The sequence below is a fragment of the Nocardioides sp. genome, assembly GCF_035481145.1.
Lineage (GTDB): Bacteria > Actinomycetota > Actinomycetes > Propionibacteriales > Nocardioidaceae > Nocardioides.
In genome coordinates this window covers 1-20,777 of the sequence record NZ_DATIHB010000171.1, presented here as the reverse complement: position 1 = coordinate 20,777, position 20,777 = coordinate 1, and the positions used below count along the sequence as shown (strand labels likewise).

At 71.3% G+C, this 20,777-nt stretch carries 23 protein-coding genes; 12 read left to right on the top strand and 11 right to left on the bottom strand.

The window, feature by feature from the left end; all coding sequences use genetic code 11:
* Window positions 1-37: 37 nt before the first annotated feature.
* Entirely contained in the window at window positions 38-772 is a 735-nt protein-coding gene (locus VLF38_RS14275; protein WP_325271909.1) for a helix-turn-helix domain-containing protein, read from the bottom strand.
* A 144-nt stretch (window positions 773-916) separates the two neighbouring features.
* Here VLF38_RS14275 and VLF38_RS14270 point away from each other — a divergent pair, with 144 nt between their 5' ends.
* Window positions 917-1,777, top strand: coding sequence for a class I SAM-dependent methyltransferase (locus VLF38_RS14270; RefSeq protein ID WP_325271908.1), 861 nt, complete (start codon window positions 917-919; stop codon window positions 1,775-1,777).
* Between the two features lie 80 nt (window positions 1,778-1,857).
* On the opposite strand, the gene VLF38_RS14265 is transcribed toward VLF38_RS14270, so the two are convergent.
* A complete protein-coding gene (locus tag VLF38_RS14265) occupies window positions 1,858-2,091 on the bottom strand; it encodes a hypothetical protein (protein WP_325271907.1) in 234 nt (77 codons plus the stop codon).
* A gap of 128 nt (window positions 2,092-2,219) precedes the next feature.
* On the opposite strand from VLF38_RS14265, the gene VLF38_RS14260 reads away from it, so the two are divergent.
* Window positions 2,220-3,785 carry a peptide chain release factor 3 gene (locus VLF38_RS14260; protein WP_325271906.1) on the top strand — a complete coding sequence of 522 codons (1,566 nt, stop codon included), beginning with the start codon at window positions 2,220-2,222 and terminating at the stop codon, window positions 3,783-3,785.
* A gap of 33 nt (window positions 3,786-3,818) precedes the next feature.
* Here the strand turns inward: VLF38_RS14260 and VLF38_RS14255 are convergent, their stop codons facing one another.
* The gene (locus VLF38_RS14255; protein WP_325271905.1) at window positions 3,819-4,667 is read right to left on the bottom strand and encodes a sigma-70 family RNA polymerase sigma factor; all 849 of its coding nucleotides are present in this window, start codon (window positions 4,665-4,667) and stop codon (window positions 3,819-3,821) included.
* A gap of 79 nt (window positions 4,668-4,746) precedes the next feature.
* On the opposite strand from VLF38_RS14255, the gene VLF38_RS14250 reads away from it, so the two are divergent.
* The gene (locus VLF38_RS14250; RefSeq protein WP_325271904.1) at window positions 4,747-4,983 is read left to right on the top strand and encodes a hypothetical protein; all 237 of its coding nucleotides are present in this window, start codon (window positions 4,747-4,749) and stop codon (window positions 4,981-4,983) included.
* Window positions 4,984-5,094: 111 nt separating this feature from the next.
* Here the strand turns inward: VLF38_RS14250 and VLF38_RS14245 are convergent, their stop codons facing one another.
* On the bottom strand, window positions 5,095-5,529 hold the full coding sequence (locus VLF38_RS14245) for a hypothetical protein (protein ID WP_325271903.1): 435 nt from the start codon (window positions 5,527-5,529) through the stop codon (window positions 5,095-5,097).
* Window positions 5,530-5,608: 79 nt separating this feature from the next.
* Between VLF38_RS14245 and VLF38_RS14240 the strand changes: the two genes are divergently transcribed.
* Both VLF38_RS14240 and VLF38_RS14235 read left to right on the top strand, forming a co-directional pair.
* Window positions 5,609-6,262, top strand: a complete 654-nt coding sequence (locus VLF38_RS14240; RefSeq protein ID WP_325271902.1) for a sigma-70 family RNA polymerase sigma factor — start codon at window positions 5,609-5,611, stop codon at window positions 6,260-6,262.
* Complete coding sequence (locus VLF38_RS14235) at window positions 6,259-6,483, top strand: hypothetical protein (protein WP_325271901.1); 225 nt, start codon at window positions 6,259-6,261, stop codon at window positions 6,481-6,483. Before VLF38_RS14240 ends, VLF38_RS14235 begins: the two co-directional genes overlap by 4 nt.
* 6 nt (window positions 6,484-6,489) lie before the next feature.
* Here VLF38_RS14235 and VLF38_RS14230 read toward each other — a convergent pair whose 3' ends face one another.
* Complete coding sequence (locus VLF38_RS14230) at window positions 6,490-7,323, bottom strand: SDR family oxidoreductase (RefSeq protein ID WP_325271900.1); 834 nt, start codon at window positions 7,321-7,323, stop codon at window positions 6,490-6,492.
* 92 nt (window positions 7,324-7,415) lie between these two features.
* Between VLF38_RS14230 and VLF38_RS14225 the strand changes: the two genes are divergently transcribed.
* Window positions 7,416-8,660, top strand: a complete 1,245-nt coding sequence (locus VLF38_RS14225) for a hypothetical protein (protein ID WP_325271899.1) — start codon at window positions 7,416-7,418, stop codon at window positions 8,658-8,660.
* A gap of 35 nt (window positions 8,661-8,695) precedes the next feature.
* The gene (locus VLF38_RS14220) at window positions 8,696-9,700 is read left to right on the top strand and encodes a 5'-3' exonuclease (protein ID WP_325271898.1); all 1,005 of its coding nucleotides are present in this window, start codon (window positions 8,696-8,698) and stop codon (window positions 9,698-9,700) included.
* 12 nt (window positions 9,701-9,712) lie between these two features.
* On the opposite strand, the gene VLF38_RS14215 is transcribed toward VLF38_RS14220, so the two are convergent.
* Window positions 9,713-10,696 carry a patatin-like phospholipase family protein gene (locus VLF38_RS14215; protein WP_325271897.1) on the bottom strand — a complete coding sequence of 328 codons (984 nt, stop codon included), beginning with the start codon at window positions 10,694-10,696 and terminating at the stop codon, window positions 9,713-9,715.
* On the opposite strand from VLF38_RS14215, the gene VLF38_RS14210 reads away from it, so the two are divergent.
* From VLF38_RS14210 to VLF38_RS14195, 4 genes are all read left to right on the top strand, one after another.
* Complete coding sequence (locus VLF38_RS14210; protein ID WP_325271896.1) at window positions 10,695-11,657, top strand: HAMP domain-containing sensor histidine kinase; 963 nt, start codon at window positions 10,695-10,697, stop codon at window positions 11,655-11,657. The genes VLF38_RS14215 and VLF38_RS14210 overlap by 2 nt on opposite strands.
* The gene (locus VLF38_RS14205; RefSeq protein WP_325271895.1) at window positions 11,654-12,301 is read left to right on the top strand and encodes a response regulator transcription factor; all 648 of its coding nucleotides are present in this window, start codon (window positions 11,654-11,656) and stop codon (window positions 12,299-12,301) included. The genes VLF38_RS14210 and VLF38_RS14205 overlap by 4 nt, the downstream gene beginning before the upstream one ends.
* 65 nt (window positions 12,302-12,366) lie before the next feature.
* Window positions 12,367-12,777 (top strand): hypothetical protein, encoded by a 411-nt coding sequence (locus VLF38_RS14200; RefSeq protein ID WP_325271894.1) that lies wholly within the window; start codon window positions 12,367-12,369, stop codon window positions 12,775-12,777.
* Entirely contained in the window at window positions 12,764-14,287 is a 1,524-nt protein-coding gene (locus VLF38_RS14195) for a potassium/proton antiporter (RefSeq protein WP_325271893.1), read from the top strand. Before VLF38_RS14200 ends, VLF38_RS14195 begins: the two co-directional genes overlap by 14 nt.
* A gap of 22 nt (window positions 14,288-14,309) precedes the next feature.
* Here the strand turns inward: VLF38_RS14195 and VLF38_RS14190 are convergent, their stop codons facing one another.
* Window positions 14,310-15,125, bottom strand: a complete 816-nt coding sequence (locus VLF38_RS14190) for a class II glutamine amidotransferase (RefSeq protein ID WP_325271892.1) — start codon at window positions 15,123-15,125, stop codon at window positions 14,310-14,312.
* Window positions 15,126-15,175: 50 nt separating this feature from the next.
* Between VLF38_RS14190 and VLF38_RS14185 the strand changes: the two genes are divergently transcribed.
* Entirely contained in the window at window positions 15,176-16,288 is a 1,113-nt protein-coding gene (locus VLF38_RS14185) for a glutamate--cysteine ligase (RefSeq protein ID WP_325271891.1), read from the top strand.
* Window positions 16,289-16,293: 5 nt separating this feature from the next.
* Here VLF38_RS14185 and VLF38_RS14180 read toward each other — a convergent pair whose 3' ends face one another.
* The 4 genes from VLF38_RS14180 to VLF38_RS14165 are packed head-to-tail and all read right to left on the bottom strand — an operon-like array spanning window position 16,294 to window position 20,607.
* The gene (locus VLF38_RS14180; protein WP_325271890.1) at window positions 16,294-17,109 is read right to left on the bottom strand and encodes an ABC transporter ATP-binding protein; all 816 of its coding nucleotides are present in this window, start codon (window positions 17,107-17,109) and stop codon (window positions 16,294-16,296) included.
* A complete protein-coding gene (locus VLF38_RS14175) occupies window positions 17,106-18,161 on the bottom strand; it encodes an iron ABC transporter permease (protein ID WP_325271889.1) in 1,056 nt (351 codons plus the stop codon). The genes VLF38_RS14180 and VLF38_RS14175 overlap by 4 nt, the downstream gene beginning before the upstream one ends.
* A complete protein-coding gene (locus VLF38_RS14170) occupies window positions 18,158-19,615 on the bottom strand; it encodes an iron chelate uptake ABC transporter family permease subunit (RefSeq protein ID WP_325271888.1) in 1,458 nt (485 codons plus the stop codon). The genes VLF38_RS14175 and VLF38_RS14170 overlap by 4 nt, the downstream gene beginning before the upstream one ends.
* A 14-nt stretch (window positions 19,616-19,629) precedes the next feature.
* A complete protein-coding gene (locus VLF38_RS14165) occupies window positions 19,630-20,607 on the bottom strand; it encodes an ABC transporter substrate-binding protein (RefSeq protein WP_325271887.1) in 978 nt (325 codons plus the stop codon).
* Between the last annotated feature and the right edge of the window lie 170 nt (window positions 20,608-20,777).

The following is a 20,777-nucleotide window of genomic DNA, read 5'->3' as shown; positions in this document are numbered from 1 at the left end:
AGAAGAGATCGAAACTATCGAAATGCGCACTTCCCGCTTATGTTCGCGCGCTCTGTTCTGACGTCGCGGCATTCCGATGCGGTGGAGCGCCCACGGCCAGACGGTCACGGACTGCCGGCGCAAACGGACTCCACGCGAACCAGCGCGGCAATGCACGCGTCAGCCGGGGCGGGCCGGCCAGGCTTACCTCGCCCTTCTCGAGCGCCTGGGCATAGCTGGTGATGCCGGAGAAGACCCGCATCAGCGCGACCGGCTCGGTCGAGACCACCACGTCGCTGTCGAAGCCCGGTGGCTCGGTGCAGACGGAGGCGTCTCCGCGCTCGAGGACGATCCAGATCCGGGTCGGGTCCGCACCGCTGTAGTCGAACTGCACGACGGTCCGGTGGTCCGGGACCTCGGCCGCGACGATCCGCCGCGACATCCACCAGGTCAACGTCACCGGATCGACGCTGCGCGGCTCGGGCTCGCTGAACATCCAGCGCACCGCCCACTCGCCCACCGCCATCACGACGCCCTCGAGGTCCCGGCCGGCCGGGGTCAGGTGGTACTCGTGGCCCCGACCCGGGAGGTCGACGCGCTCGACCACGCCCTTGCGCTCCAGGTGGTCGAGTCGCTGCTTGAGCAGGGAGCGGGAGATGCCCGGCAGCCCGCGGTCGATCTCGTTGAACCGGCGGCCACCGATCACGAGCTCGCGCACGATCAGCAGGGTCCATCGCTCGGCCAGCACCTCGCTCGCGAGGGCGACCGGACAGTACTGCCCATAGTCCTTCACCCGCCCAGTATGCGCCGACAAACCGGACGCAGGTCCAGAATCTGTCCCACCCGGGTCCAGAACCACTCCTATCCGCCGGGAGCCGCGCGATCGAGGCTGGAGGAAAGCCAGCCACCCAGCATCCAGCCAGCAGGAGGACCCGCCATGACCACCACCTTCGACCCCACCGCCTTCAAGGCCACCACCCGCGCCCAGTGGGAGCAGGCCGCCGAGGCCTGGTACCGCTGGGGGCCCGCGATCGAGTCGTGGCTCGGCGCGGCCACCGAGCAGATGCTCGACGACGTCCGCCTCACGGCCGGCTCCCGCGTCCTCGACGTCGCCGCCGGAGCCGGGGGCCAGACCCTCGCCGCGGCCCGCCGGGTCGGGCCCACCGGCCACGTCTGCGCGACCGACATCTCCCCCGCGATCCTCGAGTACGCCGCGAAGATGGCCGCCGATGCCGGCCTCGACACCGTCTCGACGCTGGAGGCGGACGGTGAGGACCTCTCGGCGCTGCCCGCAGGCGGCTTCGACGCCGCGATCTCGCGGGTCGGGTTGATCTACTTCCCCGACCAGCACCGCGCCCTCACCGAGATCGTGCGCACGCTCCGTCCGGGCGGACGGCTCTCGTCGGTCGTCTACTCGACCCCGGACCGCAACGGCTTCTTCGCCCAGCCCGTCGGCATCATCCGCCGGATCGCGAACCTGCCCGCCCCCGCACCCGGCATGCCCGGCCCGTTCAGCCTCGGTGCGCCGGGTGTCGCCGAAGCCGCCTACACGGCCGCCGGGCTCGTCGACGTCACCGTGACGACCGTGCCGTCGCCGGTCCGGATGGCCTCCGCGGCCGACTGCCTCCACTTCGAGCAGGACTCGTTCGGCGCACTGCACCAGATGCTCGCGGGCGTCACCGAGGAGGAGCGTGCCGGTGCCTGGCAGGAGATCGCGGAGGCGCTCGAGAAGTTCGAGGACGCCGACGGCTTCACCGGCCCCTGCGAGATGCTCGTCGTGACCGGCACCAAGCCCTGACGGTCGCCCGGACGTCGGGGGCGTCCGGCGCGGGCGTCCGGCGGGGGCGCCCGCGCCGGCCCGTCCTGCGGCCGCCGAGCTCAGCTGGCGGTGGCCAGTGGACGCATCGCGGCCTCGAGCCGCTGCGCCTCCGCGCGCAGGGTCCTGGCCGCGGCGCGGTGCCCGACGACCGAGGGAGGGCAGGGGACCCAGTACGGAAGCTGGCTCGCCTCCTCCGCGGCCACGTCGTCCTCGTGCTTGGCGAGGGCGAACAGCTCACGGCACAGCGCGGCGAGCAGGTCGACTGACTTCGGATCTTCGTGGCGGTGGATCATGGCTCTCTCCGACTCCTCAGGCTCCCGTTTAGTTAAGCATTTAACCTTTAAGAGGTCAATGTTTTTCGCTGGATCGGTGGGCGACCCGAAGTCGGCCGAGCACGGCTCGGCACGGTAGCCTTGGGCCAGTGCCCGACACTCGCCCCCGCCGTACGTTCGCCGTCATCAGCCACCCCGACGCGGGCAAGTCCACGCTGACCGAGGCGCTCGCGCTCCACGCGCGAGTGATCACCGAGGCGGGCGCCGTCCACGGCAAGGGCGACCGGCGTGCCACTGTGTCGGACTGGATGGCCATGGAGAAGGCCCGCGGCATCTCGATCACCTCGGCGGCGCTGCAGTTCGTCTACGACGACCACGTCATCAACCTGGTCGACACCCCCGGCCACAGCGACTTCTCCGAGGACACCTACCGGGTGCTCTCGGCCGTCGACTCCGCGGTCATGCTGGTCGACGCCGGCAAGGGGCTCGAGCCGCAGACCCTCAAGCTCTTCCGCGTGTGCGCCCTGCGCGGCATCCCGGTGATCACCGTCATCAACAAGTGGGACCGCCCCGGCCTCTCGCCGCTCGGCCTGATGGACGACATCGAGAAGCAGATCAAGCTGCGGCCGACTCCCCTGACCTGGCCCGTCGGCGAGGCCGGCGACTTCCGCGGCGTCCTGGACCGGCGTACGGGCGAGTTCATCAAGTACACCCGTACGGCGGGCGGCGCGACGCGCGCCCCCGAGCGCCGGATGGCGGCCGACGAGGTCGAAGAGGCTGACCTGCTCCCGTGGCAGGAAGCCGTCGACGGGCACGAGCTGCTCGAGCTCGACGACTACGACCACGACCAGGAGCGCTTCCTGGCTGGCGAGACCACGCCGGTCATGTTCGCCTCCGCGCTGCAGAACTTCGGCGTCGCGCAGCTGCTCGACCTGCTGCTCGACCTGGCCCCGGGCCCGTCCCCGACCGAGGGCGTCGACGGGTCCGTCCGCCAGGTCGACGACGAGTTCAGCGCGTTCGTCTTCAAGGTGCAGTCGGGCATGAACAGCGCCCACCGCGACCGGCTCGCCTACGCGCGCGTCGTCTCCGGCACCTTCGAGCGCGGCATGGTCGTCACCCACGCCGGCAGCGGCCGGCCATTCGCCACGAAGTTCGCCCAGGCGATGTTCGGCCGCGAGGTGACCTCGGTCGAGACCGCGGAGCCCGGAGACATCATCGGCCTGGTCAACGCGCAGGCGCTGCGCGTCGGCGACACGATGTACGTCGGCTCGCCGATCTCCTATCCCCCGGTGCCGAGCTTCGCGCCGGAGCACTTCATGACGTGCAGCGCGGCGGACATCAGCAAGTTCAAGCAGTTCCGCAAGGGCATCGAGCAGGTCGACCAGGAAGGCGTCGTCCAGGTGCTCCGCTCGGACCTGCGCGGTGACCAGAGCCCTGTGCTCGCGGCCGTCGGTCCGCTGCAGTTCGAGGTCGTCGAGGACCGGATGAAGAACGAGTTCAACTCGCCCATCCGGCTCTCGCGCCTGGACTACTCGGCGGCGCGCATCACCGACGCCGACGGCGCCCTGGCGCTCCGCGGCGTCCGTGGCTGCGAGGTGCTGCAGCGCAGCGACGGCACCCACCTGGCGCTCTTCACCGACAACTGGCGTGCCGGCTTCGTCGCGCGCGAGAACCCCGACGTCCTGCTCGAGGAGCTCCCGGCCGGCGGCAGCTGATCGGGAGCCGGCTCCGGACCCGCCCGGCGTAGGTCAGTCGCGGGCTGCTGCTCCCGCCCGTCGGCGTACGCCGGCGAGCACGGCCTCTTCGGCGCGGAAGGTCAACCGCGTCACGCGGCCCCGCTCGATGGTGAAGTCGAAGGCCACCCGCGCCTCCCCACGGTGGATCCACGCCGCCCCCGGGCGCTCCCCGACGAAGGCCGGGAACGCGGTCTGGGCGGCACCGTTGAAGAAGGTCGCGACCTCGACGTCGCCGCTGATCCGGGCCGGAGTGCCCATGACCACGGCCGCGGCGTCTGCGTCGATGACGACGTCGGGGGCGAGCAGGTCGAGCAGCTGGCCGAACCGTCCCTCACGAGCAGCGGCGAGGAAGGCGTCGACGACCTCCCAGTCGGCCAGCGCGTCCTCGCGGGCGGGCGGCGCGACCTTCGCCCGGGCCCGGGAGGCCAGCTTGCGCGCGGCGGCAGGAGAGGTGTCGAGCATGCTCGCGATGAGCGGGAAGTCGAACCCGAAGCTGTCGTGGAGGACAAGCGAGACACGCTCCGCGGGCGTGAGCCGGTCGAGCACCACCTGGAGCGCGATGCCGACCGCATCGGCGAGCGCGACGTCGTCGGCCGGATCGGGCGCCGTGCCGCCGGGGTCGACGGCGTCGGTCGGGACCGGCGTACGCGCGCGGAGCTGGTCCAGGCAGATCCGCGAGGTGACCGTCGTCAGCCAGGCGGGCAGGCTGTCGATCGGCCCGGGGGTGCCGCTGAGGCGCAGCCACGCCTGCTGGACGGCGTCCTCCGCCGCGTGGGGATCGTTCAGGATGCGCGCGGCAATGCGGATCAGGCGGGGACGCTCGGCCTCGAAACCCTTGCTCAGCTGCTCTTCGGTCGCCATGGTCACACTTTCGTCGGTTGGCTCGTCACCACGATGACGCACCCCACCGACGGAGTGTGACCGACGAGAGGATCGAACGATGAAGACCATGACCTGCCTCGACCTGGGCGGCCCCTGCACCCTCGAGCACCACGGGGACACGGCCGACCAGGTCATCAAGGCCCAGGACAAGCACCTCCGCGACGCGGTGAAGGCCGGCGACACCGCCCACGGCCCCGCGCGCGAGGCGATGAAGGGCCGCTGGCGTCACCCGAAGAAGTCTCTCGACTGGTACAACGGCGTGAAGCAGGAGTTCGCGTCTCGGCCCACGAGCTGAGGCTGTGCTCGCGCTGTCGGGGCCGGGTGGTGGTGCTCTGCTGCGGCCGTCCTGCCCCTGAAAGCCGGCCGACACACCGCGACGTACGGCGTGTCGGCCGATTTTCGTGCGTCAGACGGCCGGGCTGTCGACCTCGGCCCGGGCACGCAGCGGCGTGCGCTCGAAGGCCAGCAACGCCAGCGCGAGCGCGCCGACCAGCAGGCCGAAGTCACGCAGGGCGACGTCGTAGAACTCTCCCATCGTCACAAGATTGACGATGATCCCGCCCAGCCACGCGGCGACCAGCAGCGCACCGAACCGCGCATCGACGGCAACGACGATGCCCGCGACGATCTCGATGACGCCCACGATGAGCATGGCCTCATGCGCAGTGCCGGGGACGATGTCGTTGATCCAGGGCGCGAGGTACTTCTCCCAGTCGTCGGTGAGGATGCCCAGGAACTTGTCGAGCCCGAAGGCGATGGGTGCGACCGTGAAGACGGTGCGCAGCAGCAAGAAGGCGCGGTCGGTGCCGCGCTCGGTCAGGGTCTCGGTGTAGGTGGTCATGCCTCGTTGGTGTCGCCGACCGCGGCACTTCTTACCGAACCCGGGGTAAGAAGTTGCGCCGGCGCGACACCAACCAGTCATGAGCGATGGCACGCTGGCGGATGTGGAGCCCTCCCCCGCGCACCCGGATGCCGACTGGCATGCGGACCTCACCGCCGAGGGCCCGGCCGGTGACGAGTCGCTGGCCCGGCTGCGGGAGGTGCTGCTGCAGGCGACCCGGCACCAGGTCTGGCGGCTGCGCGGCCAGCTCCCCGGAGCCGGTCCGGTTGACCTCGAGGACCTCGCCCAGCAGGCGGCCAACGACGCGCTGCTCGCCGTGCTGCGCCAGCTGGAGACCTTCGAGGGGCGCAGCCGCTTCACCACCTGGGCCTGGAAGTTCGGGGTTCTCCACGCCGGAGTCGCCGTACGCCGCCAGGCCTGGCGCCATCGCGAGGTCGCGCTACCCGATGCGCTACCGCTGCACGACCGTTCGCCGGGCCCCGAGGCGCTCGCGGAGGTCGACCAGCTGCGCCGTGCCGTCGAGCACGCGATCCAGCGCGACCTCACACCGCACCAGCGCACCGTGGCGCTGGCCCTCATCGTCGAGGGTGTGCCGATCGACGTGCTCGCCGAGCGCACCGGCAGCACCCGCAACGCCCTCTACAAGACCCTCCACGACGCCCGCAGGCGCCTGCGCACCAGCCTGAGCGCGAGCGGACTGCTCGACGCCACAACCCACGGGAGCCCCCGATGAACGACCCGACGCCCCTGCCTCCCGAGGCCGTGGAGGCGCTGCTGACCGACACCTCGCCGTACCTCTCGTGCGACGACTGCTTCGCCACGATCGACGTGTACGTCGAGCGGCTGGCCGCCGACCCCGGCCACCGCGACGTCGCGATGGAGACCCACCTGGCCGGGTGCGGCGCGTGCGCCGAGGAGGCCCGGACGCTGCTCGATCTGCTGGCCGGCAGCTGAGGCAGCTCAGAGCTTGCGCGGAACCCCGGTCATCTTCCGCAGGATCGCGTCGACCGCAGGGGTCGGCGAGGCACCCGTCATCGCCGCCTGGGCCTTCGGGAAGGCCCCGACCACGTAGCGGGCACGCGGGTGCCGGGACGTCAGCGCCTTCTCGATCGCCTTGGCCACCGACTCGGCCGGGGCTGCGAGCTTCTGGCTGAGCGGGATCGACTTGCGGAAGCCCGCAGCGTGGCCGGCGTAGAGCTCCTGGGCCTCCGGCGTCATCGCTGCCATGGCGGCGTCGAAGTCCTCGTCGGCGTTGCCCCAGATGTCGGTGGCGATCTGCGCGGGCTCGACCAGCGCGACGCGGATCCCCCACGGCTTGAGCTCCATGCGGAGCGCGTCCGCCGCACCCTCGAGAGCGAACTTCGAGGCGTTGTAGGGACCGGTGAGCGGAGTGGCGATGCGGCCCGAGAGCGACGAGGTGAAGACGACCCGGCCGCGCGACTCGCGCAGGCGCGGCAGCAGGGCCTGCGTGACCGCGACGTGGCCGAAGAAGTTGACCTCGAGCTGCTCACGGAGCACCTCGAGCGGGATGCCCTCCATCGGCCCGAGCTGCGCGAAGCCGGCGTTGTTGACCAGTGCGTCGAGTTGGGTCACCTCGGCTGCCACACGCGCGATGTGGTCGGCGTTCGTGATGTCGAGGACGACGGGCGTGATCCGCGCGTGCGAGGAGGCCAGCGCCTCGCCGTCCTGCTCACGGCGGACGCCGGCGAGGACGTCCCAGCCGGCATCGGCGAGACGGAGGGCGGTGGCGCGGCCGATGCCACGCGAGGCACCGGTGATCAGGACGGTCGGCATGGCCCGAGGGTAGCGCCGCCATCGTCTCGCCGGGCCAGGACGACCTTGCTCGACCTGCTCCGCCGAAGGGCAGCAGGTGCTACGAATGCACGGTGAAGGGAAGGACGCGCTGGCCCGAGCTGGAGGGCACGCTTCAGCTCAGGGCGCTGTTCCTGCTCCTGACGCTGGCCGGTGGAGTCGCGCTCGTGGTCGCCTTCCCGTCGTTCGACTCCTTCGGGGCTCGCCTCGCCGCGATGGCCGGCATCGGTGCGGTCTTGGCCATCGTCACGGACGCTGCTCTGCAAGCCCGGGCCTACCTCCACCCGCGTCGCATCCGCACGGACCCACAGGGACAGACCATCGTCCCGCTCGTGTCGCTGTTGCCGCACACCGTCCTGATGCTCTGCGTTGCCGTCGCCGCCCTCAGCATCGGGTGGCAGTTCGGCGACGAGCCGATCTCCCTCAGCAGGCGGGGCCAGGGGCCGTTCATCCCCCTGTCCGTCCTCGCCATGGCCATCGCGGGCTTCGCAGTCTGGGGCTTTGCCATCTCCCTGCCTCTCCGGCGGCCCGTCCTGTTGATCTCCTCGCGCGGTGTCGAGACACGTGGAAATCGCGACCCGTTCAGCGTCGGCTGGAGCGCAATCGCGGAGGTCCAGGAGATCAACCACCGTGCCACGTTCTGGTCCAACCGGACCCGCCGGGCGAACTTCATCGCCTTACGCCTTCACAACGGCAGGACACTCCGGATTCCGGCCGAGCACGTCGCGGGAGGCGCGTACGACGTCCTCGAGCTGTTGCGGCAGCGCGATCAGGAGGCGACGACGTCGCCCGACGAAGAACTTCCCCTCGTCGTGGCGGGCGGCGGGAAGAGGGTCGTCGCCGGTTGGATCGTGGCCCTCGTCGCCGCTGCCTTGGCAGTCGCCAAGGCGGGCGACACACCGCTGATGGCGTCAGAGGACCCGAGCCGCCCGCGAGTGGCGAGCGACGCGCCTGCGGACAACGGGTCCACCGACTGGCTCGAGCCGCCGTCGTCCGACGAGCCCGCCACCTGCCGCGAACTCCTCACCTTCCTGCCCGTGCTGGACGACCTCGCCGCCGGTCTCGAAGCCCCGTCGGCACCCGATCGACCGGCACCGCAAGCGCAACGGCTCCTGGACACCTCGGCGGCCATGTCGACCTACTCCGACGACTGGGTCGGCGTGAGCCACGACCTCGATGTCGCCTCCCAGACGCTGTGGGCAGCACAGCACAGCGACGCGACCAACCAATCCAGTTGGGAGTTCCTCGCCGAGAACCCGCCAGGCCTGCTCAGGACGGTTCATGAGGCCCGCGCCGCCATTGCCGACGAGTGCGGCTGACCCCACCGGCAACCGGCCACCTACACTCGACCGCGATGTCGACCCGTGATCCCGCCGACCGCCGCCTCCTCCTCGTCGTCGACGCCCCCTCGCTGCTGCACCGCAACCACCACGCGCGGGCGCACACGGGCATGACCGACCGCGCCGGCCGGCCGAGCTGGGCGCTGCACGGCATGCTGCGACAGATCCTCGAGGCAATCGACACGTTCGCCCCCGACGCGATCCTCTTCGGGCTCGACGACCGCACCGCGTCCGTGCGTCGCGACTCCTACCCGGCGTACAAGGCAGGGCGCGCGGAGAAGGACCCGCTGCTGGTCGAGCAGCTCGACCGGGCCGGCTCGCTGCTCGACGCCCTCGGGCTGGCCACCCTGACTCCCCCGGGACTCGAGGCCGACGACGTCAACGCCTCCGGCGCTGCCTGGGCCGAGCGGAACAACTGGAACTGCGTCGTGATCACCTCCGACCGCGACGCCTTCGCGCTGATCAGTGAGCACACGAAGGTGCTCCGCCTGATCAACGGCGGCATCAACGGCTCTCCCCTCCTCACCCGCCGCAGCCTCCACGCGATGTACGGGGTCCACGCCGAGCGCTATCTCGAGTACGCCGCGCTGCGGGGCGACGCGAGCGACAACCTGCCCGGCGTCAGCGGGGTCGGCGAGAAGACCGCCGCTGCCCTGCTCGCCCAGCTCGGACCGATGGAGGGCGTCTGGTCCGACATCGAGCACAACGGCGGAGCCGCGGTCATCGCCGTCCTCGACGAGTGGGCCACCGAGACCGGGACCCGCAAGATCGGCACCCGCGTCGTCCGGGCCCTCACCGCCGAGGGCGCACGCGAGCGCTACGACTTCAACGTGCGGATGATGACCGGCCGCACCGACATCGAGCTCGGCCTGACCCCTGACATCCCGGGCACACCCGGTCTGCTCCCGCTCCCCTGGGACCGGGTCTCGCGGGTCGTCGACTTCCTCGGCGACCACGCGACGACGAGCCTCGCCCAGCGGATCCTCAGCACCGACCCCGCCTCAGCCGCCCAGGGCTGACTGCAGGCCGACTCAGGCGAAGAGCTCCACCACGACGTCCCGACCGATGCCGATCGCCTCGGCAACGGTGTCGAGCGATCCGCCCAGGCGCGAGACGTCGGGCGAGCCCAGCGGCGGACGCACCTGCACCACGTCGGCGTGGGACGCCGCGTCTGCCGCGGCGTACGCGAGGTGGCGGCGGCCATGGCTGCGTCCGGCGCCGCGGGCCAGCAGCGCGAAGTACGGCGCGAGCACCGCGCGCTCGGCCCGCGACGTGGTCACGGTCTGGTCCTCGCGCCGGGTCCGCAGGACCAGCACGTGGGTCGCGCCCTGGACCAGGGCGGTCTGGAAGGGCACCGCCTCCGACAGGCCGCCGTCGACGAACCCGCGGCCCCCGAGCCGCACCGGTCGGCCGGCGATCATCGGCAGGCACGAGCTGGCGCGCAGCGCGTCCTGCAGCGTGGTGCGGTCGACGACGTAGGGATGGAGGTCGACTGCCTCACCGGTCGCGGCGTCGGTCGCCATCGGGTGGAAGGTCACCGGGTTGGCCAGGATCGCCTCGAAGTCCATCGGCGTGATGTGGCCGTAGACGTGCTCGACCAGCACCCGGAGATCGACGAGGGCGCCGCCCCGCAGCAGCCTCCGCGGGTCGTTGACGCCGGCGGCCGCCACCTCCGGAGACGCCCAGCTCGGGAGCCAGCGCTGTGCCTCGCCGGTCAGCAGCCAGGCGCCGTTGAGTGCTCCGCCCGAGGTGCCGTAGACGGCGTCGAAGCACGCAGTCAGGCCGAGCTCGTCGAGCCCGAGTGCCATGCCCGCGGAGTACGCCGCGCGGTTGCCACCGCCCTCGATGGCCAGGGCCACGCGGTGGCCGTCCGCCCGGGTGCCCGGCGTGCTGCCGTCGGCGCGGCGGGCACGCAGGATGTCGAGCAGCTCGGTCACGCTCCCGAACTGTTCCACACCGCCGGGCCGGAGCGTGACCGGCTCCGGCACGCGATCCATCTGCCACGCTGGATCCATGTCCGGTGACCTCTCCTTGCCGCTCTTCTGGCGGGTCTGCTTGATCAACGGAGCTGTCTTCGCACTGGCCACGACAGCCCTCGCGTTCTCTCCTGCCACGGTCTCCGCCCGACCTCTGCTGTCCGAGGCGATCGTCCTCACCTGCGGATTCATCGCGATCTGCGTGCTCAACGGCCTGCTGCTGCGCTCGGTGCTCCGACCGCTCGACCGGTTCACCACGGTGATGGCGAGCGTGGACATGCGCCATCCCGGACGGCGACTGAATGCCAGTGGCGGGCCGGCGGGTGCACTCGTCGACCACTTCAACCAGATGCTGCAGAGGCTGGAGGACGAGCGCGCGGCGAGCACCCTCCGGGCTCTGGCTGCGCAGGAGGCTGAGCGCGAGCGGATCGCCCGAGAGCTCCACGATGAGGTCGGTCAGAGCCTCACGGCCGTGCTCCTCGCCCTCAAGCAGGCGAGCACGCTCGCTCCCGCCGAGGTCGCCGGGGAGCTCGACGTCGCGAGGGAAACGACCCGAGCGAGCCTCGAGGAAGTACGTCGGATCAGCCAGCGCCTACGTCCCGGGGTCCTCGCCGACCTCGGACTCCTCAGCGCGCTGAGCAGCCTGGCAAGCGAGCTGACCTCCCGAACCGGGGTCCGCGTGACGCGGGGATTCGCCCCCGGTCTCCCGCAGCTCTCGGCGGCGGCCGAGCTCGTCGTCTACCGCGTGGCGCAGGAGGCCCTCACCAACGTCGCACGACACGCCCACGCAAACGGAGTCGAGGTCGGTCTGAGCAGGCGCGGCAACCAGCTGGTCCTGCGCGTCGCCGACGACGGCCGTGGTGCGGGATCGTTCGAGGAGGGAGCTGGCATCCAGGGCATGCGCGAACGTGCACAGATGGCGGGCGGCCGTCTCGAGCTCAGCCAGCGCCCCGGTGGCGGCACCGTCGTCGAGCTCGAGCTGCCGGTCGTGGCCCCGTGACCATCCGGATCCTGCTCGCCGACGACCACGCCCTCGTGCGCTCCGGCATCCGCCGCATCCTGGACAACGTTCCGGACCTCGACGTCGTAGCCGAAGCCGCCGACGGCGATGAGGCGGTCGCCCTGGCCCGCACCCACCTTCCCGACCTCGCCGTGCTCGATGTCTCCATGCCGACGATGACCGGCCTGCAGGCGGCTCGTGAGATCGCCCGCCGCGCGCCGTCGGTGCGCACGCTGATGCTCTCGATGCACGACAACGAGCAGTACTTCTTCTCCGCGTTGCAGGCCGGCGCGTGCGGCTACGTCCTGAAGTCGGCTGCGGACGAGGACCTCGTCGCGGCCTGCCGTGCGGCGATGCGCGACGAGCCCTTCCTGTACGCCGGGATGGCCAGCACCCTGGTCCGCGATCTCCTCGCCCGGATGCAGCGCGGCGAACGACTGCCGCGCGCCGCCCTCACCGAGCGCGAGGACCAGATCGTCAAGCTGATCGCGGAGGGCAACTCGTCAAAGGAGATCGCTCAACAGCTGGTGATCAGCGTCAAGACCGTCGAGAGGCACCGCTCCAACGTCCTTGCCAAGCTCGGCATGCGCGATCGCACCGAGCTGACGCGCTACGCGATCCGCGCGGGCCTGATCGAGCCCTGACCACCGCCGAGAGATGGGGGCACGACCCCATACTCTGCGAGTCGCACCCCCGGTTTGCTGGATGCATGCCGCCGCTGCTCGCTCTCCTCCGCCGCACGCTCGCGCACGTGCTCGCCGGGGAGCACGTCCGACCCACAGCAGGCCCCTCGACCGTGTCGATCACCGTCCGCCACTCCACTGCCGACGGTGCCGATCTCCGCCTGCTCTTCGACGTCATGATCGATGGAGGAGTGGAGGCGGCCCACGACCAGGAGCGTTTCGTCCACGCCGTCGCGATTCCGGCAGCGCGCACCTGGATCGGGGAGCACACGCTCGCGGAACTTCGCGCACAGCTCACCCCCGCGCTGCCGTCCATGACCCATGCCCTGCGGGAAACCCTCGACGGGATCGGCATCGCCGTGCTGGCGGTCGACCTCGTCGCTGCTGAACATGTCCTCGCACACCCCACAGAGGGTCACATCGATGGATCCGGCTGACCTCAACCTGGTGCTGCTGGTGGGCACGGGGGTGCTGATCGCAGCCGTGGTCGCCGTACGCCTGGCGTCTGGAGCCGGGCTACCCACGCTGCTGCTCTACCTCGGCATCGGTGTCGCGCTCGGAGAGGCAGGGCTGGGTGTCCAGTTCGACGATGCCGAGATGGCACAGGTGCTCGGCACGGTCGCCCTCGCGGTGATCCTCGCGGAGGGCGGCTTCACCACCGACTGGAAGGTGATCCGGCCCGTCGCGCCGCTCGCCGGTGTGCTCGCCACGGCCGGCGTCGCGATCTCGGTCGTCGTCACGTCGACCCTGGCCTGGTGGCTCCTCGACGTCGACGTCCGCACGGCCATCCTGCTCGGGGCCGTCGCCTCCTCCACCGACGCCGCCGCAGTCTTCGCCGTGCTGCGCAGGCTTCCGATCCGGGGACGGCTGCGCGCGACGGTCGAAGCCGAGTCGGGCTTCAACGACCCTCCGGTCATCATCCTGGTCACGGTGGTGACCTCGTCGGCGTGGGCGAGCGCAGGGGCTGCAGGACTGCTCGCACAGGTGGGTTATCAGCTCGCGACGGGAATGGCGGTGGGCTTCCTCGTGGCCCGGGCCGGCCAGTGGCTGATCGCCCGCAGCGCGCTCCCCGCCTCCGGCCTCTACCCGGTCGCCACGCTGGCCGTCGCGTTCCTCGCGTTCGCGATCGCCGGGGTGGCGGGCGCCAGCGCGATCATGGCGATCTACGTCGCGGGACTGACGCTGGGCAATGCCGCACTGCCCCACCGCGCCACGACCGCGAGCTTCGCCGAGGGCCTCGCGTGGTTGGCCCAGATCGGCCTCTTCATCATGCTCGGCCTGCTGGCCAGTCCCGCCCGCCTGTGGGAGGCGCTCCCGACCGCTCTCGTCGTCGGCGCTGCCCTCACGCTCGTGGCACGGCCGGTCTCGGTGACCCTGTGCGCGACGCCTTTCGGCGTTCCCTGGCGCGACCAGGCCTTCATTAGCTGGGCCGGGCTCCGCGGCGCAGTGCCGATCGTCCTCGCGACGATCCCGATGAGCGTCGGGTTGCCGGGCGCGACGCGGATCTTCGACGTCGTCTTCCTGCTGGTCGTCCTCTTCACGCTTGTGCAGGGGCCGACGCTCCCGTTCGTCGCTCGTCGTCTGGGCGCCGCGCACGGCGAGAGTCCTCGGGAGCTCTCCGTCGAGTCCGCTCCTCTCGACGAGCTCGGTGGAGTCCTGCTGCAGTTCTCGGTGCCGCAGGGCTCACGACTCGCAGGTGTGGAGGTCGCCGAGCTCCGTCTCCCCGACGGCGCGACCGTCGCGTTGCTGCTGCGCGACCACGAGATCACCGCGCCCGGCCCCACGACGGTGCTGCGCACGGGAGACCACCTGCTCATCGCCGCGCCCCGCGACCGACGCACCGCGATCGAGGACCGGCTCACCGGAGTGAGCACGCACGGCCGCCTGGCCCGCTGGTACGCCGGCATCGACAACGCCGACCGGCCCACCGCGAAGGTCACGGCATGATCGTCGTCCGGGCCGGCGCCCATCACCTCGTGCTCGCGCGGTCACGACCCGCCGCTCCTACGGGGAGCCACTCCTCCGCTCCGGTGGCCAGGTCGACCACGCCGACCGCGTCCTCGGGCACGGGCTCCCACCCGGCCGGGTCGATGCCGCTGGAGATGACGTGGAGCCCGTCCGGCGTACGACGGAAGTCCATCGCGAAGTACTCGTCCTCGGTGTGCCGGATCCGCTCCGCGGCGATGCCCAGGCCCTTCAGCGCGGTCGGCACGGCCGCACGGCTGTTGACGTGCACGGCGAAGAGCTTCGTCGGCGTCAGCAGCAGCGCGTTGAGGCTCGCGTGGGGGAACTCCGCCTCCAAGGTCCGCACCGCGGCGAGCAGGCCGGCCTCGTGGTCTCCCGTCTCGTCGATGCACTGGACGACATAGCGGAAGTAGCGCTCGCTGTCGGTGTCGCCGCGCAGCTTCTCCCGGTTGGCTGGCGTCAGGAGCTCCTCGAGTCGCTCGATCGGCGCGATGTGCCCGTTGTGGGCCATCGCCAGATCACCGTCGACGAACGGATGGGTGTTCTCCGCGGAGATCGCCAGCCCCGGCGAGGCCCACCGGAGATGCACGATGCCAGCGCGACCGAGCCGCTGCGACGCCAGGTCGTCGTACGCCGGATCGTGCTCGGCCGACCGCGCCGAGCCGGTGCGCTGGAGCTCACCCGACTCGTCGTGCCAGGCCATGCCCCAGCCGTCGTCGTGGAAGGCGGTAAGTGCGGTGAACGCCTCGAACTCCGTGCGCCCGAGCACGTCGACGAGCGAGGTGGGCGCGCCGGTCACGTATCCCAGAAGTCGGCACATGCCCGTGGGGTACCCGGCATCCACCCGGGCAACCGTGGGCACAGGGAGGCGTGCGCACCGTCGGAGTCGAAGAAGAGTTCCTGCTGGTCGACGCGCGCCTCGACGACAGCCGTCCGATGGCTGCCGAGGTGCTCCGGCTGGCCACGCCCCTGGTCGGTGCAGCCGACGGCGAGGAGCCGCACGGCTCGCTGGTCGCGGAGCTCAAGGAGCAGCAGGTGGAGGCCAACACCTCCCCCCACGACACGATCACGAGCCTCGAGTCCGAGCTCGTCTCGTGGCGCACCCGCGCTGCGTCGGCCGCCGAGCGCGCCGGGGCGCACCTGCTGGCCAGCGGCACCTCACCCATCCCCGTCGAGCCGCTCCCGGTGCACACGGAGCGCTACGACCGGATGGCGCGGCAGTTCGGCATCATCGCCCGCGAGCACCTCACCTGTGCCTGCCACGTGCACGTTGCGGTCGACTCCGACGAGGAGGCCGTCGGCGTCCTGGACCGGATCCGGGCGTGGCTGCCGCCCCTGCTCGCCCTCAGCGCCAACTCCCCCTACTGGCAGGGCGAGGACACCGACTACGCGAGCTACCGGTCACGCGTGATGGGCCGCTGGCCGGGCGCCGGACCGGTCGACGTGCTCGGCAGCCCCGCTGCCTACGACCGGCTCGTGCAGTCGCTCATCGACACCGGAGTGCTGCTCGACGAGGGCATGGTCTACTTCGACGCCCGCCGCTCCGCACACCACCCCACGGTGGAGATCCGGGTGCCCGACGTGTGCCTCGACGTACGCGACACGGCGCTGGTCGCCGCACTGTGCCGTGCGCTGGTCGAGACGGCCGCCCGCGAGTGGGCCGAAGGCGTCCCGCCGGCCGAGGTGCCGAGCACGCTGATCCGGTTCGCGGGCTGGCGGGCAGCACGGTGGGGCCTCGAGGGCGACCTCCTCCGCCCGCTCACCTCCCGGCCGCAGCCTGCGCAGGACGTGATCGGAGCGCTCGTCGACCACCTTCGCCCGGTGCTGCGCGAGGTCGGGGACGACGCCCTCGTCGACGAGCGCATCGATCACCTCTTCACCGTCGGCAACGGCGCGACCCGGCAGCGCACCGTACGCCGCGAGGGTGGCGGTCTCGGCGCGGTCATCGCCATGCTGGCGAAGGAGACCGTCGCCGCGCCGTGAGCTCCTCACGGCTGCAGCACCACACCTGTACGTCGGCCGCCGACCGGCACGATCATCGGGCGCGCGGAGACGGGGTCGACCAGCACCTGGCTGTCGAGGCCGAAGACGTCGAGCAGGAGCTCGCGGCTCATCAGCGCCTCGGGAGCTCCTTCGGCGACGATCCGACCCTCCTTCATCACGATCAGGTGGTCGCTGTAGCGCACGGCGAGGTTGAGGTCGTGGAGGACCATGACGACGGTGCGGCCCAGCTCGGCCTGGAGCTGGTCGACGAGGTCGAGGACCTCTACCTGATGGGCGAGGTCGAGGTAGGTCGTCGGCTCGTCGAGGAGGAGGACATCGGTCTCCTGTGCCAGCGCCATCGAGATCCACGCCCGCTGCCTCTGCCCGCCGGACAGCTCGTCCACCGCCCGGTCGGCCAGCTCGTGCATGCCGGTGAGTCGCAGCGCCGCATCGACCTCGACCTCGTCGTCGCGCGACCACTGCCGCAGCCAGGACTGATGCGGATGGCGTCCCTTGGCGACCAGGTCCGCCACGGTGAGGCCCTCGGGAGCGACCGGCGCCTGGGGCAGCATTCCGAGGACCTTGGCGACCTCGCGGGTCCGCAGCGAGGTGATCGCCTTGCCGTCGAGAAGCACCTGGCCCGATGCGGGCTTGAGCAGCCGCGCCAGCGACCGGAGGAAGGTCGACTTCCCGCAGCCGTTGGGGCCGATGATCGTGGTCACCTGTCCCGGAGGAATCTGCGTCGACAGGCCGTCGACGACCACGCGGTCGCCGTAGGCGAGGACGACGTCCTGCGCGGTGATCTGGGGGGAGCTGCTCATCGCGAGTTTCTCCTGACAGTGCGGACGACGAGATAGATCAAGCAGGGTCCCCCGATGGCGGTGGTCACGATGCCGACGGGGAACTCACCGGGCAGGAGGACGCGCGCGGCGAAGTCGGCCGCGACCACGAGCACGCCGCCGGTGAGGGCAGAGGCGGTCATCGGCGGTGCCGCACTCCCCACCAGGCGCTGCGCGACCTGCGGCCCGAGGAAGGCGACGAAGCCGATCGGCCCGGCAGCGGTCACGCACATCGCCGCCAGCAGCACGGACGCGATCAGGAGGACCGCCTGGGTCAGCTGGACGCGAGCGCCCAACGCCCGGGCAGCGTCCTCGCCCAGCTGCAGCGCCGAGAGCTGGAACGACGAGGCGAGCACGACCGCCCCGATCACCAGCAGCGCGACCGCGGCCGGCCAGGCGTCTCCCCAGTCACGGCCGTTGAGCGAGCCGTTGAGCCAGACCGTGGCCTGCTGGGCGTCCCAGATCTCGCCGACGACCAGCAGCCAGTTCGTCACGGCGAGCAGCATCCCGTTGATGGCGACGCCCACGAGGACCAGCCGGAAGCCGTCGATGCCGCGCTTCCAGGCGAGCGCGTAGATCGCCGCGCCCGCGGTCAGACCGCCCGCCATGGCTCCCGCCGGAACGGTGACGGCCTCGCTGAGCAGCGTCGTGCCACCAAGGACGATCACCGCGACTGCTCCCGCGCTCGCACCGGCGGTCACGCCCAGGAAGTCGGGACTGGCGAGCGGGTTCCGGGTGATCGCCTGCCAGATCGCTCCGGACAGGGCCAGACCCGCGCCCACCAGGACCGCGACGGCGGAGCGCGGCATGCGCAGCTCCCAGACGATGAAGTGCTCCGCGTCGGAGCCGCCCACGACGATCACGCGGGCCACGTCCGCGACGCTGATCGGGTAGTCACCCCGAGCGATGTTGAGGCAGAGCAGCAGGAAGAGTGCGGCGAGCAGAGCGGCGTTCACGAGGACCGTGCGTGGCCGCCAGACGCCGCTGACGGGGCCCACCGAGACGCGGGGCCGGCCCGCCACCAGGGCGCTCACAGCCCGACCAGCTTCCGTCGACGTACGAGGGCGATGAAGAAGGGAGAGCCGACGAGCGCGAGAACGATGCCGACCTGGAGCTCGGCCGGGCGTGCCACGACCCGCCCGAGGATGTCGCAGGTGGCGAGCAGGACCGCGCCGAGCAGCGCCGAGCACGGCAGCAGCCACCGGTAGTCGGGGCCCGTGACCGCCCGCGCGATGTGCGGGACTGCGAGTCCGATGAAGGCGATCGGCCCGCATGCAGCGGTGGCGGCACCGGCGAGGAGGGTGATGGCGGCGACTCCCATGACGCGACTGACGACGATGCTCGCTCCGAGGGAGCGTGCGACCTCCTCACCGAGGCCCAGCAGGTTCAGCCCGGGCGCGCCGGCCAGCGCGAGGACGATGCCCACCGCGAAGAACGGCAGCAGCGGGACGAGCACGTCGAGCTCACGACCGGCGACCGATCCGATGATCCAGAAGCGGTAGGCGTCGAGCGTGTCCTGGTCCAGGAGCACCAGCGCCGATGTCACCGCGGAGAGCAGTGCCGCGACGGCGGCGCCACCGAGCACGAGCGAGATCGGTGAGGCCGCGCGGCTACCGACCGAGGCCAGGCCGAAGACGACCACGCTCGCCACCAGTGCTCCCGCCAGGCCGAACCAGACGTAGGCAGCCGCGGAGGTCACGCCGAGGAAGGAGATGGCAGCGACGACGGCACAGGCCGCGCCGGCGCTCACCCCCAGGATGCCCGGGTCGGCGAGCGGATTGCGCGTGTGCCCCTGGATCAGGCCACCGGCCAGCCCGAGGGCGATGCCGACCACGAGCGAGAGGAGCGTCCGGGGCAGCCGCAGGTCGCGGATGATCAGATCGGTGTCGCTCAGCCGGCCGTCGTACGGCGGGGCGACGCCGTGCCAGATCTCGCCGAAGGTCAGCGGGCGCGACCCGATGGCCAGGCTGGCCAGCAGCACCACCCCCAGCAGGACGAGGAGCGCCAGCAGACTGGCCACCCGCCGCGCGCGCAGCTCGGCTGGCGTGCGGACGACCTTCACGGGACGGAACCCGTCAGCCTCTGCCACCACCCGGAGCACGACCTCCCGGTGACCGACGTGCAGCACGCTCCGTCGTACGCCGAGAGGCTGGCCGTCGAGGCCACGCGCGACGAGGCCGCACCAGCGCTTGCCGAGGGAGGCACCGCCACGACCCTGCGCGAAGCCGGTGTTGCCGATCAGGAGCGCCACCGCAAGCGCGACCGCGGCCCCGCCGAAGACGACCCGGTCCACCACCCCACCACCGTTGGCATCACGCAGGGTGTGCACGACGGCGGCTCCGAGGGCGAGGGGCACGGCGACGAGGCACAGGTCGATGACCGAGGCCGCGACGCGCACCGGCGCGGGTGCAGGTCCCTGAGGCACCTGCACCCGCGTGTGGTCCGCGCGCGCCGTCACCCCGTCACCGGCGAGGTCGGTGAGACGCACGGCAGGACCCTCGGTCAGCTCTTCGTCAGCACCTTCGCGCCCTCGAGCGCGTCGGCGTAGGAGTTGAAGACCTCGGCGTACGCCTCGTAGCTGTACGGCGCGGCCGGGTACCAGAGGTCCTGCTGCCCACCCGCGACCGCGGGCAGGCGGTTGAAGATCGCCTTCTTCTTCAGCTCTGCGAGGCCGCCGGTGTCACGCGCGTCCACGAGGATCACGTCCGCGTCGTACTTGTCGATGTTCTCGAGGCTGACTGGCTCGAAGATGCCGGCCTCGTCCGGCTTGACCTCGGGGAACTTCACACCGAGGTCGGCGAGGAAGGCGAGATCAGGGTGCTGCGGCGTGTTGGCGAAGTAGATCTCCTCGCCGTAGGACGACATCGCGAGCACGGTCAGGTCCGGGGTGGACTCGACGACGGCCTTGATCCGGTCGACCGCCGCGTCGAAGTCGGCCTTCGCCTCGTCGATGTCGGGCTCGGCACCGAGCTTCTCGGCGAGGTCGGTGAACGCCTCGATCTGCTCGGTCACCGACAGGCCGGTGAGCTGCATGGCGAGCGTCGGAGCCAGCTTCTCGACCTGCGTCTCGACCTCACCGGCGTACCAGAGCGTCTTGCCGTCGAAGGTCATGTCGATGAGGAGGTCGGGATCCAGGGCGGCGTACTCCTCGACGTTGAACTCGCCCCAGGCCTTGCCGAGGACCTTCGTCTTGTCGACGTCGAGGTCGCCGAGCAGGTAGTTCTCGTTCGCGGGGAGGTCGCCATACACGCCGGCGACCTCGAACCCGTTGTCCCACAGCGCGGCGGCGGCGCTGGCCTGGCCGACGACCGTCTCGGGCGCGCCCTCGATCTCGACGGTGGTGCCGCGCGCGTCCTCGTAGCTGAAGTCGGTCGACGCGGCCTTCTGGTCGGCGGTGTCGGTCGCTGCACCACACGCGGCGAGGGCGAGCAGCGTGAGCGTGGAGACGGCCGCGAGCGGGCCTTGGCGGAGTACGGGCACGGTGGATCCTTCTGACAGACCGGATAGTTCGCTTAGGCTAACCTAACCAAAACTCGTCCTCACCATTTGTCCGTTTCGCTGCGCGTTTCCGACCGCGCCACAATGCTCCCGTGACTCCCCCGCCCGCGCTGCCCGCCCTCCCTGCTGACGGCTGCCTCCCGGGGGAGGAC